A 15,085-nucleotide genomic window follows, 5' to 3' on the forward strand; every position below is an offset into this window, starting at 1 on the left:
AAAAGGCAATAAGAATGGCCGAAAAGACCGTCTCCGCCGATTCCGGCTCGACCTTCGGAACGTTGCGCAATCTTTGGCCCTATATGTGGCCGGCCGACCGCGCCGACCTAAGGGCGCGGGTGGTGTGGGCAACCGTGCTGCTGGTCGTCGCCAAGCTGACCCTGGTGGCCGGACCCTATTTCTTTAAATGGGCGACCGATGCGCTGGCCGGCGACTCCAAATCTGCGCCGCCGCTGCCGGTCTTTCTGCTGGCGCCGGTCATGCTGGTCGTCGCCTACAATGCCGTGCGGCTGGTGCAGCTCGGCTTCAACCAGTTGCGCGACGCCTTGTTTGCACGGGTCGGCCAGCATGCCGTGCGCCGGCTCGCCTTCCGCACCTTCGTGCATATGCACGAACTGTCGCTGCGCTTCCACCTCGAACGGCGCACCGGCGGCCTGTCGCGGGTCATCGAGCGCGGCACCAAAGGCATCGAGACGATCGTCCGCTTCACCATGCTGGCGACGGCGCCAACGATCGTCGAATTCGCGCTCACCGCCGGCATTTTCGCCGTTACCTATGGCTGGCTCTACGTGCTGGTGATCGCGGTCACGGTCTCGCTCTATGTCTGGTTCACCGTCAGGGCGAGCGACTGGCGTATTTCGATCCGCCGCGAGATGAACGATAGCGACAACGAAGCCAGCACGAAGGCGATCGACTCACTGCTCAACTACGAAACAGTCAAATATTTCAACAACGAAGCCATGGAGGCCGAGCGCTTCGACCGTTCCACGGCGCGTTACGAGCTGGCTGCGACCAAGACCTGGACCTCGCTCGGCTGGCTGAACTTCGGCCAAGGCGTGATCTTCGGCATCGGCATGACCGTCGTCATGGTGATGTCGGCGCTCGAGGTGAAGGCAGGCACACAGAGCGTCGGCGATTTCGTCTTCGTCAACGCCATGCTCATGCAGCTTTCGGTGCCGCTCAATTTCATCGGCATGATCTACCGCGAAATCCGCCAGGGCCTGACCGACATCGAGAACATGTTCGATCTGCTCGACGTCAAGCGGGAGATCGTCGATCGGCCAGGCGCCAAGCCACTGGTCGTCGATGCCGGCAAGGTCGAGTTCCGTGACGTGCATTTTTCCTACGACCCCAACCGCAAGATCCTGAAGGGCATCAGCTTCGAGGTGCCGGCCGGCAAGACGGTGGCCATTGTCGGCCCCTCCGGAGCCGGCAAGTCGACCATTTCGCGGCTTTTGTTTCGCTTCTATGACATCCAGCGCGGCAAGATTCTGATCGACGGCCAGGACATTCGCGACGTGAAGCAGGAGAGCTTGCGTGCCGCGATCGGCATGGTGCCGCAGGACACGGTGCTGTTCAACGACACCATCGCCTACAATATCCGCTACGGCCGCATGGGCGCCAGCGAGGACGATGTGCGCAAGGCGGCAGAACTGGCCCAGATCGGACCGTTCATCGAGCGGTTACCCGACGGCTACCGTTCAATGGTTGGCGAGCGCGGGCTGAAACTGTCTGGCGGCGAGAAGCAGCGGGTGGCGATCGCCCGCACCATCTTGAAGGCGCCGCCGATCCTGATGCTCGACGAGGCGACCTCGGCGCTGGACAGCCACACCGAGCAGGAGATCCAGGCGGCACTCGATCTGGTCAGCCAGGGTCGCACCACCATCGTCATTGCCCACCGGCTGTCGACGGTGATTTCGGCCGACGAGATCATCGTCCTGCAGGACGGCCAGATCGCCGAGCGCGGCACCCATGCCGCCTTGATGACCAAGCGCGGCCTCTATGCGTCGATGTGGGACCGGCAGCGCGAGGCGACGGAGGCCGAGGAGCGGCTGCGCATTGCCCGCGAAAGCGACGAGTTCGGCGTCGTCGTCCGCCGCCGCACCTCGGAGGTGAGCTGAAAATTCGTGCTTGACCTCAACTTAAGTTGAGATCGTAGGTCGTTTTGGATCGCAGCAAGAATGCGTGGTTCAAAACGGAGACAATCGATATGAGTGGGATAAACCAGGCAGCTAATGGCGGCAGCGTGTTCAGGGTCGACAAGTTTGTCGTTCCGGCCAACGCCCGCGAGGAGATCCTTGCCAAGGTCCGGATAACACATGAACTACTGCGCCGGCAGCAAGGATTCGTCCAGGATTTCCTGCTTGAGCAATTCTCGGGGCCAGGCGAGGTCAACCTCGTGACCATTGTCGAATGGGAAGGGCAGGCCGCCGTCGACAAGGTCGTGCCGATCATCAAGACTGCGCATGAGCGCATGGGCTTCAATCCTCAGGAGACCCTGGCACGACTTGGGGTCAAGGCCGATATCGCCAACTATCAGCGGATTCCCGGCGTGTAAGTTCTCTACGGCCAGCCGGCGCCCGGTGCGGGAGCCTCGATGCTGAGCACTTGGCCGGTACGGGAATCGCTGATCATATGTTCGAAGCCGCGCCATTCGGCGGCGACGATGAACAGCGTTTTTCCCTCGCTGCCGCCGAGCATGCAGGCAAAGCAGCCGCGATCGACATCGACGCTTTCGAGCATTGCGCCGCCCTCGCGTACCCGCACGCAATGCCTGTTGGGAACGTCGGCATACCAGGCCGCACCTTCGGCATCGAGGCAGATGCCGTCGGGAAAACCGTTGCCGAGATTGGCCCAGACCCTCCGGTTGGAGAGGCTGCCATCGGCAGCGACGTCGAACGCAGTCAGCCTGTTGGCGTGGGATTCGGCAACGACAAGCGTCTTGTTGTCAGGCGTCATCGCCATGCCATTGGCAAAGGCGAGGTTCTCAGCCACCTGCCGAACCGAGCCATCAGGCGCGACCAGCACGATGGTGCCGGGGCCGAAATGCTGGCCGGGAGCAGGCGCCGGCCCTCCGCCATTGACATAGATGTTGCCGCGTCCGTCGACGACGATCTCGTTCCACGGGCTCTTTGACAGGGGTCTCAGATCGGCATGGATGACTAGCGTCCCGTCCGTCTCCTGTCTGAGGATCAGCCCTTCGCGGCCGGACACGACAAGCAGCCGCCCGTCCGGCAGCCAGTCGATGGAATAAGGCAGGGTGGCCGGTACGGTAAGCACGATCTCGCTGTTGCCTTGGCTATCGACGGCGATGATCTGGCCCGTGCCCCAGTTGCAGAACCAAAGCCTGCCATCATGCCAGCGCGGTGACTCGCCGAACGCCAGGCCGTTCATCACTACTCGCGCTTGCCTGGCTGCTGATTTCTGCATGGGCCGTGAACCTCCGGGTTGCGCAAATCGTCGTGGCCGAAAGGCTGACGAGAGGTGCTGTCTTTCCAAGGACGGGCGGGGGCGCCTCGTGCCGACAATCGCGATGAACATATTTCCGGTTGACCACTTCAGCAGTCCGGATGCCGCTGGCACTCCTGAGGCGGCACGCCGCCGTCACCCGACCGCCGGATTGCCGCGTTGCGACTGCGGGGTGTTTCCGCTATTGAGGCCGGACCTGAAACCAAGGTTGTCCTCATCCTATGAGCCTTGTCGACACGATCAAGAATGCGTTCGTTCCGATCCATCGCGAGGGTTATCCCTTTATCGCTGCGTTCGGCGCAGCGACGCTGTTTCTTGGCTATTTCTCCTCGACCCTGTTCTGGATCGGTCTCATCCTGACCGCCTGGTGCGCCTATTTCTTCCGCGATCCCGAGCGTGTCACGCCGATCGACGACCGCCTGGTGGTGAGCCCGGCCGACGGCATCGTCTCGGCGGTCGGCCCGGCCGTGCCGCCGCGCGAGCTTGGCCTCGGCGGTGGTGAAATGACCCGCATCTCGGTATTCATGAACGTCTTTTCCTGCCACGTTAACCGCTCCCCGGTGCGTGGCCGCATTTCCAGGATCGAGCATCGGCCAGGAAAATTCCTCAACGCCGAACTCGACAAGGCAAGCACCGAGAATGAACGCAACGGGCTGGTCATCGAAAGCCCCAACGGCACGGTGGCCGCGGTGCAGATCGCCGGCCTGGTGGCGCGGCGCATCGTCTGCTGGGCCGAGACCGGCGGCGCCATCGGCACCGGCGAGCGTTTCGGGCTCATCCGCTTTGGCTCGCGCGTCGACGTATTCCTGCCCTCGACCGCGACGCCGCGCGTCGCCGTCGGCCAAACGGCGGTTGGCGGTGAGACGGTGCTGGCGGAATTCGGCGGCGTTGCCGCAACGCCGCTCGTGCGGATCTCCTGACCGGTGGCCCCGCCGTTCAAGAAATTCGAGGCGCATGGCGGCGGCGGCCCGCGCATCCGCGAAATCCCGATGCGCATGGTGCTGCCCAATCTGGTCACCGTGCTCGCCATCTGCGCCGGCCTGTCCGGCATCCGCTTCGGCTTCGAAGGCCGCTTCGAGCCGGCGGTGGTGATGGTGCTGCTCGCCGCCTTCCTCGACGGTATCGACGGCCGCCTGGCGCGAATGCTGAAGGCGACCTCCAAATTCGGCGCCCAGATGGATTCGCTGGCCGATATCGTCAATTTCGGCGTGGCACCGGCGCTGGTGCTTTATGCCTTTCTGCTCGACAGGGCTGGCTCGCCGGGCTGGATCGCGGCGCTCCTGTTCACGATCGCCTGTGGGATGAGGTTAGCTCGCTTCAACGTACTTGACGAAGAGATCAACCGTCCGCAGTGGCAGACCGAATATTTCGTCGGCGTGCCGGCGCCGGCGGGTGCGGTGCTGGTGATGCTGCCGCTCTATCTGTTCTTCCTCAGGCTTGGCCTTGAACCCAGCCGCTTGGCGGCCTTCATTGCCACCGGCTTTACAATATTAGTGGCGTTCCTGCTGGTCAGCCGACTGCCCGTCTATTCCGGCAAGAGCGTCAGGATACCGGGCGACAGGGTGCTGCCGATCATCCTCGCCGTCGTCCTCTACGTGCTGCTTTTGATGACCTATCCCTGGTATACGCTGACGGCGTCGGTCGCCGGCTATCTGCTCTTCTTGCCGTTCAGCGTGCGCGCCTACTCCAGACGCGCCAAGCGCGAAGGCGAGAAGGTGCCGTCTTCCGACATCGGCTGACAGATTTGTTGCCAAATTCGCCCTGCGCCTGGCAGTGCAAGATTCCGAAAAAGGTCATCAGTTTGGATTAGGGAGCCGCTCGCAGAGCACGCGGCGCAGTGGAACGTGCGTTTTGGGAACTTGCTGGGCGCCTTGACCGTTTGTGGATAAATGCGTCCAAGCGGCAGCTCGGGATTGCGTCGCCAAGGTCGCCTAACAGGCGTAGAACCTGAGGAAAAAGCGAGGAGAAATGGCTGTCATCCTCATCGGCGCGCTGCTGACTGTCGCCGGCCTTGTATATATGGCGGTCGCAGCCGTCATGCGCGGGCGGCTCAGCGATCCGACCCCCTTTTCCACCGCTCGGCACAGCCCGACGCCAAATCTCGCAACACCAGGCCCAACCCTGGAGCCGCGACGGCGCGGGCTCCGTTTTCTCGGCCTTTCACAGAATTGGCCGGGCCTGCTGATGATGGCGGTCGGCGTCATTCTGCTGTTATCGGTAGCGGTCCTCTAGAGTTTTCGACGAGGTCTGGAAAACTTCAGGCGGCAGCGCTCAGTCCCAGCCTCTCGAGTGCCAGTTTTCTAGTCGAGACATAGTCGGTTTTGCCAGAGCCCAGCACCGGGATCTCCTCGACCTTGACGATGTCGTTCGGCACCATCAGTTCGGCCGCCCCGGCTTTTTTGCCGAATTCGCGCAATTCGTCGGGATCGGCATTGTCGGCGGTGGTGACCAGAACGATGCGCTCGCCGCGCCGCTTGTCCGGCACCGCCACCACGGCGTGATGCTCTTCCGGCCACAGCGACTGCACCAGCAGCTCGACCGCACCAAGCGACACCATCTCGCCGGCGATCTTGGCGAAGCGCTTGGCGCGGCCGCGAATGGTGATAAAGCCTTCGCGATCGACCGACACGATATCGCCGGTGTCGTGCCAGCCTTCGAGCGGCTGCAGTTCGCCCGGCCGATCGCCGGTCATGTAGCCCATCATCAGGTTCGGCCCGTCGAGCCACAGCCGGCCGGCGTCGCTGATGCCTTCGACCGGTTCCAGCTTCATGCGCATGGCCGGCAGCAGCCGCCCGACGGTGCCGTCGCGACCGTGGAGGGCGGTGTTGACGGCAACCACCGGTGCGGCCTCGGTCAATCCGAAACCTTCGATGATCTCGGCCTGGAAGCGTTCGCGATAAACCCGGCGCGTCTCCGGCTTCACCGCCTCGGCACCGGCGACGACGAAGCGCAGGCTGGAAAAATCGCCGTCCTTGGCGGTGCGGGCATAGTTGGCGAGGAACGTGTCGGTGCCGAACATCACGGTTGGGCGGACCTTGCGCGCCACCTCCGGAATAAGCTTGTAGTGGAGAGGTGAGGGGTAGAGGAACAGCTTTACTCCGGTGACCAGCGGCAGGATGGTGCCGCCCGTCAGGCCGAACGAGTGGAACACCGGCAGCACGTTGAGTAGGATGTCGGCCGGCGAGATGGTGATGCGGGCTTCGGCCTGCATCGCATTGGCAAGAAGGTTCCGGTGCGACAGCACCACTGCCTTGGGTGTGCCTTCCGAGCCGGAGGTGAACAGGATCACCGCCGGCTTGGCCGCATCCTGGCGTTGCAACGGCCAGCGCCACAGCAAGGCGGCTGCGAGCTTGTCTAGCGCGGTCACGCTTGCGCGAACATCCTCCAGCCACAGCAGTTTCGCCCCGCCTTTTTCCACCGCCTCGACGATGTCGGCGAGGTTGGCCTTTTCGACAAAGGCGCGTGAGGAGACCACGGTGCGGATTACCGCCGTGCGGATGGCGGCGGTGACGCTCGCCGGGCCGGCGGTATAGTTGATCATCGCTGCCACCCGCGCGGCCGACAAAACACCGACGAACGACAGCACGACGCCGTTGGCGTTGGGCAAGAGCAGCCCTACCGCTTCGCCCGGCGCGGTAATTGCCTCGAAGCGGCGGCCCAAAACCCTGGCGCCGATAAACATTTTCCGGTAGCTCAGCGCACCACCGACGACGTCCTCGATAATCGCATGCGAGGCGCCGACGCGGTCGGCGGCATCACGCATGGCAAGGAACAGCCCTCGGTCGAGATCATTGCCGAAAAGCCTGGCCTCGGCGAAGCGATCGAACAGCGCATTGGTATTGGAGGCCTGATCGGGGTTCCGCGCCACCAGCTCGGCGATGGTCATCGGCTCCAGCACGCTGATCGACAGCCGCGGAAACCAATGGCGCGGCGCCTTGTCCGCCGGCGTCAGCGACGCCGGCAGGCTGCGCGCCCCGGCAACGAAGATCGGCACGATGCGGGCGTCGGCCTGCATGGCGATACGGGTGATGGCACGAAACAACCGAAACGACTTGACGTCGGGCTCGACCGCATCCGGCAGGTAAACGGCGAGCCGGCCCTTGCCCTTCAGCACCCGCACCAATCTGCGGCTGACGAAGACATGCTCGGCGTTGAAGCCGATGGTGCGGCCAAGCTCGCGCCACGGCTCCAGCCACGGCGATCTGGCCGAAGCCTGGTCGAGGATGTGCAGCGTGTCCTCCGGCAGCAGCGACAACATCAGCGCCGGCTCGATGCGCGACTGATGCCAAATGACGTAGATGACCGGGGCCGCCGACTTGCGGGCAATCTTGACGCGCTCGTCACTGAGCCGGTAGGCGAGCTTGAACGGCACGTAGAGCAGCGCCTGGCTCAAGCGCAGGCCGAGGCGGAACTTCTCCACCACGCCGATCAGCAGCCAGGCCGCGACAAGACCCGCAAGCAGCGCCAGTGTCAGGATCATCGCCGCATCTCCCAACAATCTCACGTCGCGGCTCTTCGGTGGCCGCTTCGGGTGAGAACCTAGCCGAAGTTGGATCAACGTCAATGCGGCTTCATTCTTCCTTCTCTCTTGTCACCCTTGTCACCAGTGGGCTCGGCCGCCTTCTCCATAAAAGGCAGCTACGCCGCCTTCATCCTTCCGCTGATGAAGCGGAATTCCTGCGTCTTGCCGCCAAAGCCATAGGCGGCCGCCGGCACTTCGTGCACGAGGGCGTAGCTTTCCTCATGCACCTTGCCCAGCAACCGGCCGAATGCGGCGAAGATTGCCTGCAGATATGCTTCCAGTTCGAGCTTGGTGTTGGTGCCGTCGACAACCTTGATGTCGAGCCAAGCCGTGTTGGCGCCGTGCTGGGCCAGCGACTTGCCGCCGGCGAACCAGTGCTCGGGGTCGTGATAGGAAATGGCAACAGCTGTGATCGTCGGGTCCTTGCGCAGATGCGTGGCCGTCAGTTCGGTCAACTCCTTGGCAATAGCGGCGGACAAAGCGGCATCGGGCTTGCCGGTAACGCTGACATTGATGATCGGCATGTTTCTTCTCCTCGGTTTCAAGTGGCGTCTCTTCGCCGTCGACAAATCATGCCATCATTCTTGCGTCATGAAAATCGAATTGTTTTTGATAAATACTTTGATATTATCGAATTATGCAGGCGCTCGATCCCGACCTCCTCAAGACTTTCCTCGCGTTCGTCGATGGCGGCTCGTTGGCGCAGGCTGCGTCGATCGTCGGCCGCTCGCCGTCCGCAGTGACCGCGCAGATGCAGCGGCTGGAGGATGTTGTCGGCGAACCGCTGCTGGTGCCGCAGGGGCGAGGCCGTAGCCTGACGCCGGCGGGCGAGGATCTGGTCGGCCATGCGCGGCGCATTCTTGCTGCGCACCGCGATGCATGGCTGGCGCTGAAGGGGGCGCGTGCCAATGGGCGCGTCGCCATCGGTACGACGCAGGATTTCGCCGACAGCGGCTTGCCACAACTTCTCAGGGCCTTCGCTGTCAGCCATCCGCGCGTCAGGATCGAATTGCGCGTCGGCCGCTCCGCCGAACTGGCGCAGGCTCTGCAAGCCGGCACCCTTGATCTGGCCATTGCCATGCGACAGGTGCCGACGCGGGACGAAGTCGGCGTGCTCAGGGAGCCAATGATCTGGCTTTGCTCTCAGAACGGGCTGGCCACCCGCCAGAAGGAATTGCCCTTGGCGCTGCTCGATCCCCATTGCGGGTTTCGCGAAGCGGCGACCAGTGCACTGGATGCGGCCGGCCGTCGCTACCGCATTGCTGCCGGGAGTGCCAGCCTGGCCGGCCTGCGTACGGCGGTGCACGCCGGCATCGCCTTAACGTTGAGGACGGCGCGCTTCGCTCATTCCGGCATCGTCGAGGCGCCGCGCGATCTTGATCTGCCGCCGGTGCCGATCGCGGAATTCGCCATCCGCTTGCGTGAGGACGCCGACCGGCCGGCGCAGGATCTGGCCGCGTTGTTCAGCGGCAACCTGGCCTTGGCCAATTGAGCCAGCAAAGAAAAAGCCGACCTTGCGGTCGGCTTCTGAGTAGGACGGGCCGAGGGGTTTGGGGGGACTTGGGGTGGCCCGTCGCAGCCATAATGCCTGAGCCCGATGATGGTTCCATGACTTTTCAAATTTATTTTCAGGAACGGATTTCCCGTGATCGGACCACCAACTCGCCCTCGGGCGCGGCGAGGATTTGGTCAGGCATCCGCAGCGCGCTGCCTGGCCATCAGCCAGTCGCGGCCGGCGTGAGCGAACACCGCGCAAAGTACGATGGCGCCGCCGACCATGCTGGCGGGCGGCGGGATCTCTGCGAGGAACAGGAAGGCGAACAGGATCGCGAATGGCACTTCGGCCGAACCCAGCAATCCGGACTCGGCTGCCGGAATGAGCCGGGCGCCCTCCGTCCACAGGATCGAGGCCAGCGCGAACGAGGAGCCGAAGGTGGCTAGAAGCACTGCGTCCGTGGCCGAGACGGCCAGCGGATCGGTGACGAACCAGCCGAGCACGAACAGAAGGAATGCCGACACCGCACCCGCCCACACCACAGGCGTATCGCGAAAGGCGCGCACCATGATCATGTAGAGAGCGCTGCCGATCGTCATCAGCAGCGCCAACCCGTCGCCGAACAGATGGCCGGTGCCGAAGCCCGACCAGACCATGATTGCCACCCCGCACAGTGACACGGCGGCGGCGGCAAGCGTCTGCAGCCGGAACGGTTCGCGCACCAGCAGCAAGGCCAGCAGCGCGGTGACGAAAGGGGCGGTGGCATAGATGATCGCGACATTGGCGACAAAGGTGAACTTGAACGCCGAGATGAAGGCGATGCTGGCGAGCGCGCCCTCGATCGCCAGCAGCCAGCCGCGCCAGCCGAGCCGCAGGCTGTCGCGACCGCCGGAGCGGTGGCGGCGCCATAGCACATAAAGGCTGATCAGGATCGAGCCAACGAAGCCGCGCCAGCAGGTAATGGTCAGCGGGTCGGCATGGATCGATTTGGTCAGCACGCCGGTGAGGCCGAAGACGGCCGCCGACGCCGAGACCAGGATGATGCCAAGGGTACGTTCGCGGGCGCTTTCCACCGTGCCTGGCATGTCCAGCGATTCCGTCATCTCACCAGCCTACGCTGCCCAGTCCTGACACCATAGTGTCAGCAACGGTTGCCTCATTCTAAAGCCGCTTGCGGAAGTGTTCGTTGCCGATGATCAGCAGGCCGGCCGTAAAGATCAGCGCGGCTCCGAGAAGTACCTCGCGGCGCGGCACGTCGCCCCAGATCGCAAAGCCGAGCGCGAAGGCCCAGACCAGGGACGTGTATTCGAACGGCGCCACGATCGACACCGGCGCCCGCTTCATACCTTCGAACAAGAGGTATTGCGCGACGCCGCCCAACGCGCCGACGCTGAGCAGCAGCAGCATCTGGTTCCAATCGGGTCTCTGCCACAAAAGCAGGGCCGGCACCGCCGAAAACACCAGGAAGTAAAAATTATTGAGGATGAGCTGGATTGTCGTGCGCTCTGCCATCGCCGTCTTGCGCAAAAGCACGATGGCGATGCCCCAGAGCAGGGCGGCGGCGAGCACCAGCAGCATCGGCATCGACAGACCGAGATGGGCGGGGTCACAGGCCACGAAGACTCCGGCAAAACCGATCAGAACCGCCAGCCAGCGCAACATCGGCACTTTTTCACCGAGCATCAGCACCGAAAGCACGGTGACGATGATCGGCGCGGCATAATAGATGGTCGTTAGTTCTGCCAACTGGAGATATCTGGCGGCGTTGTAGTAGCAGAGCCAGGCGGCGAGTGTGAAGGCGCTGCGCACGAACATCGGCCTGACGATCCGCGAGCGTGCAGTGTCGTCGAACAGCTGGCGCCCGCCAAATGCCGCACATGCGATGAGAACGATGGCGCTCCGGATGAACATGATCTGCCAGACACTTATGCCGACGACCAGCAGCTTGATCGAGGCGTCCTGCATCGAAAACAGCAGGTAGGCAGCCCCGGTGAACAGGATGCCGGCACGAACCCTTTCGCGGGTGTCCAGAATGGCGATATCGGCCATATGTCCGGCGGCCTTACGAATGTGTTGCGAGAGACGGTGTGAAGGCGTTGGATGTCGGGCGCCCGTATCGTCAGGCTATACGGGCGAAATCTTGCCAAGCGCTACGCCAGCGGGGACTTGCGTTTGGGGCAGGCGGCATCGCCGTTGCGCAGCGATGCCGGGCAACTATGGGAGAGAAACGAAAATGGACGCGATCGCATTGAAGGCCATGCAGGCGCCGCTGAAGGAGGCCTATCGCGACGACGCCTCGCGCGCGCTGATTACTCTACGGGCCAAGGGCTCGATCGACGACCAATCGATCGCCTGCAAGGTCGAGACGGGCCGGGCGCTCGCCGTTGCCGGGCTGCATCCGGCAACCGGCGGTTCCGGCCTCGAACTCTGCTCCGGCGACATGTTGTTGGAGGCGCTGGTGGCTTGCGCCGGCGTCACGCTGAAGGCGGTGGCCACGGCGCTGGAATTCAAGCTTGGGGCCGCTACGGTGGAAGCCGAAGGCGATCTCGACTTTCGCGGCACGCTTGGCGTGGCAAGGGATGCGCCGGTTGGCTTCCGCGCCATTCGGCTGACATTCGGTCTCGACACCGACGAGCCGCAGGAGCGCATCGATGCGCTGATCAAGCTGACCGAGCGCTACTGCGTGGTGTTCCAGACCATCAACCAGAAGCCAGAACTGACCGTGAACGCACGGCGCTGAGGTTGCTGATGTCCCCCCTTGAGGGGGAGATGGCCGGCGGCCAGAGGGGTCGCCACGCGTGGAGCGCCAGCGTTCCTTTGTCCGCGATGGAGAGCCGCGTCAGGACGTGCCGACCCCTCTGCCGCCTTCGGCGACATCTCCCCCTCGAGGGGGGAGATTAAGCTCTACTGCGCCGACGGCTCCTCGGCATCGCCCTCGTCGGTGAATGGCGAGGCGCTCGGCACGCACTGCACCGACCAGCCGGCCGGCGTCGGCTGCTTCTGGTATTCGGTGACGGCGGAGGTGCATTGTTCGCGGGTGTCGAAGGTGCTGGGCAGCACGACCATGCCGCCTTGCGGACCAGCAATGACCAGATACCAAACCAACGCTACGCTCGGAGCCGCCATAGGATTTCCTCAATTTGTTTGTTGTGGGAGTCGACGCGATCCTATCAACTCCGGACAAGCGGCGAAAGCTGGGCCGGAGCGCGGCGTAAAGCCACGGCATCACAGCCGCGTGATATCGCCCATCTACTCCGGCTGCCGGTAGGTGACAAAGCGGTTATGCTTGGCTTGGAAGATTAGTCCCGTCTCCTTGAGCTCAGGATCAGCCAGCGGCACGATGCGCTTCGCGATCTCCGAGGGATGCGGCAGCGTTTCCGGATCCTCGCCGGGTACGGCCTGCGCCCGCATCGCAGTGCGCGTCGCACCTGGGTCGGCGGCGTTGACCCTGAGCGGCAGGTTTTCCGTCTCATGCGCCCACGAACGCATCATGGTCTCGACCGCCGCTTTCGACGCTGCGTAGGGGGCCCAGAAGGCGCGTGCCGTATGGGCGGCGTTGGAGGACAGCACGATGGCGCGGCCGGCGTCGGAGAGCCTGAGCAGCGGGTCGACCGAGCGGATCAGCCGCCATGTCGAAGTGACGTTGATGGTCATCACCTTTTCGAAGGTCTTGGCCTCGACATGGCCGATCGGCGAAATGACGCCGAGCACCGCGGCGTTGGCGACCAGTATGTCGAGCTTGCCCCAGCGCTCGTGGATGGCGCCGCCCAGCCGGTCTATCCCCGTCATGTCGGCAAGATCGAGCGGGACCAGCGTCGCCTGTCCGCCACCCGCCTTGATCTGGTCGTCGAGCTCCTCCAATCCGCCGACGGTGCGGGCAACCGCAATCACATGCGCACCAGCGGCGGCAAGTTCCAGGGCGATGAAGTAGCCGATGCCGCGCGAGGCACCGGTGACGACCGCGACGCGGCCGGAGAGGTCAAGGGCAGAAATCATGAGGTCACTCTGAAGATCAAAGGTTACGGAGACCAGCTACTATCATAACCGGTCGGAAACCAGATTCCCCGACGCAGGTAATGGCCGATATTCGGCCTGACATGGTTCTGGTCCAGGGTGTCCAGATCGGGGATGATCTCGATCCTGTAGGCGGTTGGAAATTTTCCGCTGGCAAACAACCGTGTTTTGGCGAGATCTACCGCATCCGTTTCGTCTTCTGCGGTGATGCCGACGCCCATCGGAAAACCGTGGCGGCGTCCTTCTTCAAAATCCAGCCAGAACAGCTTCAGCATTGAAGCAGCGTCTGCTAAGACCCGCCCGCCGCCAACAGCGACAGCGTGCGCACATTGTCGGAGCCTTCGAAATCGGCAAGCCGGGTCGGATACTGGCCGGTGAAGCAGGCATCGCAGAATTGCGGCTGCTCGTTGTCGCGGCTGGCTTCGCCGACGGCGCGGTAGAGCCCGTCGATCGAGAGGAAGCCAAGCGAATCGACGCGGATGAACTCGGCCATCTCCTCCACCGACATGCGCGATGCCAGCAGCTTCGATTTCTCCGGCGTGTCGACGCCGTAAAAGCAGGAGGCGCGCGTCGGCGGCGAGGCAATGCGCATATGCACTTCCTTGGCGCCGGCATCGCGCACCATCTGCACGATCTTCTGGCTGGTGGTGCCGCGCACGATGGAATCGTCGACCAGCACCACACGCTTGCCTTCGATCATGCGGTGATTGGCGTTGTGCTTGAGCTTGACGCCCATGTGGCGGATCGAATCGCCGGGCTGAATAAAGGTACGGCCGACATAATGGTTGCGGATGATGCCGAGCTCGAACGGAATGCCCGCGGCCTGCGAAAAGCCGATTGCCGCCGGGGTGCCCGAATCCGGCACCGGCACGACGATGTCGGCCTCGACGGGGCTTTCCAGCGCCAGCTCGGCGCCGATGCGCTTGCGCACTTCATAGACATTGCGGCCTTCGACCGACGAATCCGGCCGCGCGAAATAAACATATTCGAAAATGCAGAAGCGGGTCTTTTGCGGCTCGAATGGAAACAGGCTCTCGATGCCCTTGCTGGTGACGACGACCATTTCGCCTGGCTTCAGGTCGCGCACGAAACGCGCCCCGATAATGTCGAGTGCGCAGGTCTCCGAGGCGAGGATCCAGGCTCCGTCGAGATCGCCGAGCACCAACGGGCGGATGCCGAGCGGATCGCGGCAGCCGATCATCTTCTTGGCCGTCATCGCCACCAGCGAGAAGGCGCCTTCGACCTGGCGCACCGCATCGATGAAGCGTGAGTTGAGGTCGCGCTCCTTGCTGGTGGCAACCAGATGCAGGAGCGTCTCGGTGTCGGAGGTGGAAGAGAAGATGGCGCCCTGCTTCTGCAGCGCGCGCTGCACGGTCATGGCGTTGGTGAGATTGCCGTTATGGGCGACGGCGAAGCCGCCGTCGGCAAGTTCGGCGAAGAACGGCTGGATGTTGCGCATGCCTGAGCCGCCGGTGGTGGCATAGCGTGTGTGGCCGATGGCACGGTTGCCTTGCAAGCTGTCGATGACACGCTGCTTGGTAAAGGTGTCGCCGATCAGGCCGACATGGCGTTCGACATGGAATTGAGTGCCGTCATAGGAAACGATGCCGGCCGCTTCCTGGCCGCGATGCTGCAGTGCGTGCAGGCCGAGTGTCACGATGGCTGCGGCGTCCTGCCGGCCGAAAATGCCGAACACTCCGCATTCATCATGGAAATGGTCGTCGGCTTCGGCGGAAAGCACGTCGTCTGCGTCTGCCACTGAGTCTGCCATTGGGGCTCAAGCTCCGCTAAAGTCGCCATATAAG

16 protein-coding genes are annotated in these 15,085 nt (G+C 63.4%); 7 read left to right on the plus strand and 9 right to left on the minus strand.

All coding sequences use genetic code 11. From position 1 onward, the window contains the following. The first annotated feature begins 14 nt into the window (after positions 1-14). Together NKI85_RS23530 and NKI85_RS23535 are read left to right on the plus strand one after the other, a co-directional pair. The gene (locus tag NKI85_RS23530) at positions 15-1,901 is read left to right on the plus strand and encodes an ABCB family ABC transporter ATP-binding protein/permease (RefSeq protein WP_352778178.1); all 1,887 of its coding nucleotides are present in this window, start codon (positions 15-17) and stop codon (positions 1,899-1,901) included. An 89-nt stretch (positions 1,902-1,990) separates the two neighbouring features. Next, complete coding sequence (locus NKI85_RS23535; protein ID WP_352778181.1) at positions 1,991-2,338, plus strand: antibiotic biosynthesis monooxygenase; 348 nt, start codon at positions 1,991-1,993, stop codon at positions 2,336-2,338. Between the two features lie 5 nt (positions 2,339-2,343). On the opposite strand, the gene NKI85_RS23540 is transcribed toward NKI85_RS23535, so the two are convergent. Beyond that, complete coding sequence (locus NKI85_RS23540) at positions 2,344-3,210, minus strand: SMP-30/gluconolactonase/LRE family protein (protein ID WP_352778184.1); 867 nt, start codon at positions 3,208-3,210, stop codon at positions 2,344-2,346. Between the two features lie 260 nt (positions 3,211-3,470). On the opposite strand from NKI85_RS23540, the gene NKI85_RS23545 reads away from it, so the two are divergent. From NKI85_RS23545 to NKI85_RS23555, 3 genes are all read left to right on the plus strand, one after another. After that, positions 3,471-4,169: a phosphatidylserine decarboxylase gene (locus tag NKI85_RS23545; RefSeq protein ID WP_352527879.1), complete on the plus strand. Its 699-nt coding sequence runs from the start codon at positions 3,471-3,473 to the stop codon at positions 4,167-4,169. 3 nt (positions 4,170-4,172) lie between these two features. After that, complete coding sequence (locus NKI85_RS23550) at positions 4,173-4,988, plus strand: CDP-alcohol phosphatidyltransferase family protein (protein ID WP_352527878.1); 816 nt, start codon at positions 4,173-4,175, stop codon at positions 4,986-4,988. 229 nt (positions 4,989-5,217) lie between these two features. After that, a complete protein-coding gene (locus NKI85_RS23555; protein ID WP_352527876.1) occupies positions 5,218-5,481 on the plus strand; it encodes a hypothetical protein in 264 nt (87 codons plus the stop codon). Positions 5,482-5,506: 25 nt separating this feature from the next. Here the strand turns inward: NKI85_RS23555 and NKI85_RS23560 are convergent, their stop codons facing one another. Together NKI85_RS23560 and NKI85_RS23565 are read right to left on the minus strand one after the other, a co-directional pair. Continuing rightward, complete coding sequence (locus NKI85_RS23560) at positions 5,507-7,729, minus strand: AMP-binding protein (RefSeq protein ID WP_352527874.1); 2,223 nt, start codon at positions 7,727-7,729, stop codon at positions 5,507-5,509. Between the two features lie 158 nt (positions 7,730-7,887). Further along, positions 7,888-8,295, minus strand: coding sequence for a tautomerase family protein (locus NKI85_RS23565; protein ID WP_352527872.1), 408 nt, complete (start codon positions 8,293-8,295; stop codon positions 7,888-7,890). A 113-nt stretch (positions 8,296-8,408) separates the two neighbouring features. On the opposite strand from NKI85_RS23565, the gene NKI85_RS23570 reads away from it, so the two are divergent. Further along, complete coding sequence (locus NKI85_RS23570) at positions 8,409-9,263, plus strand: LysR substrate-binding domain-containing protein (protein ID WP_352527870.1); 855 nt, start codon at positions 8,409-8,411, stop codon at positions 9,261-9,263. Positions 9,264-9,460: 197 nt separating this feature from the next. Here NKI85_RS23570 and NKI85_RS23575 read toward each other — a convergent pair whose 3' ends face one another. Together NKI85_RS23575 and NKI85_RS23580 are read right to left on the minus strand one after the other, a co-directional pair. Then, the gene (locus tag NKI85_RS23575; RefSeq protein WP_502896118.1) at positions 9,461-10,369 is read right to left on the minus strand and encodes a DMT family transporter; all 909 of its coding nucleotides are present in this window, start codon (positions 10,367-10,369) and stop codon (positions 9,461-9,463) included. Positions 10,370-10,427: 58 nt separating this feature from the next. Continuing rightward, positions 10,428-11,315 (minus strand): DMT family transporter, encoded by an 888-nt coding sequence (locus tag NKI85_RS23580; protein WP_352527868.1) that lies wholly within the window; start codon positions 11,313-11,315, stop codon positions 10,428-10,430. Between the two features lie 184 nt (positions 11,316-11,499). Here NKI85_RS23580 and NKI85_RS23585 point away from each other — a divergent pair, with 184 nt between their 5' ends. Further along, positions 11,500-12,006, plus strand: coding sequence for an OsmC family protein (locus NKI85_RS23585; protein ID WP_352527866.1), 507 nt, complete (start codon positions 11,500-11,502; stop codon positions 12,004-12,006). 164 nt (positions 12,007-12,170) lie between these two features. On the opposite strand, the gene NKI85_RS23590 is transcribed toward NKI85_RS23585, so the two are convergent. The 4 genes from NKI85_RS23590 to purF form a co-directional block, all read right to left on the minus strand. Next, positions 12,171-12,392, minus strand: a complete 222-nt coding sequence (locus NKI85_RS23590; RefSeq protein ID WP_352527864.1) for a hypothetical protein — start codon at positions 12,390-12,392, stop codon at positions 12,171-12,173. A 123-nt stretch (positions 12,393-12,515) separates the two neighbouring features. Next, complete coding sequence (locus tag NKI85_RS23595; protein ID WP_352527862.1) at positions 12,516-13,262, minus strand: SDR family NAD(P)-dependent oxidoreductase; 747 nt, start codon at positions 13,260-13,262, stop codon at positions 12,516-12,518. Between the two features lie 23 nt (positions 13,263-13,285). Further along, entirely contained in the window at positions 13,286-13,555 is a 270-nt protein-coding gene (locus NKI85_RS23600) for a hypothetical protein (RefSeq protein WP_352527860.1), read from the minus strand. A gap of 14 nt (positions 13,556-13,569) precedes the next feature. Further along, positions 13,570-15,051 (minus strand): amidophosphoribosyltransferase, encoded by a 1,482-nt coding sequence (gene purF, locus NKI85_RS23605; protein ID WP_352778193.1) that lies wholly within the window; start codon positions 15,049-15,051, stop codon positions 13,570-13,572. Between the last annotated feature and the right edge of the window lie 34 nt (positions 15,052-15,085).

It is taken from the genome of Mesorhizobium sp. M0571, from assembly GCF_040320985.1.
GTDB lineage: Bacteria > Pseudomonadota > Alphaproteobacteria > Rhizobiales > Rhizobiaceae > Mesorhizobium.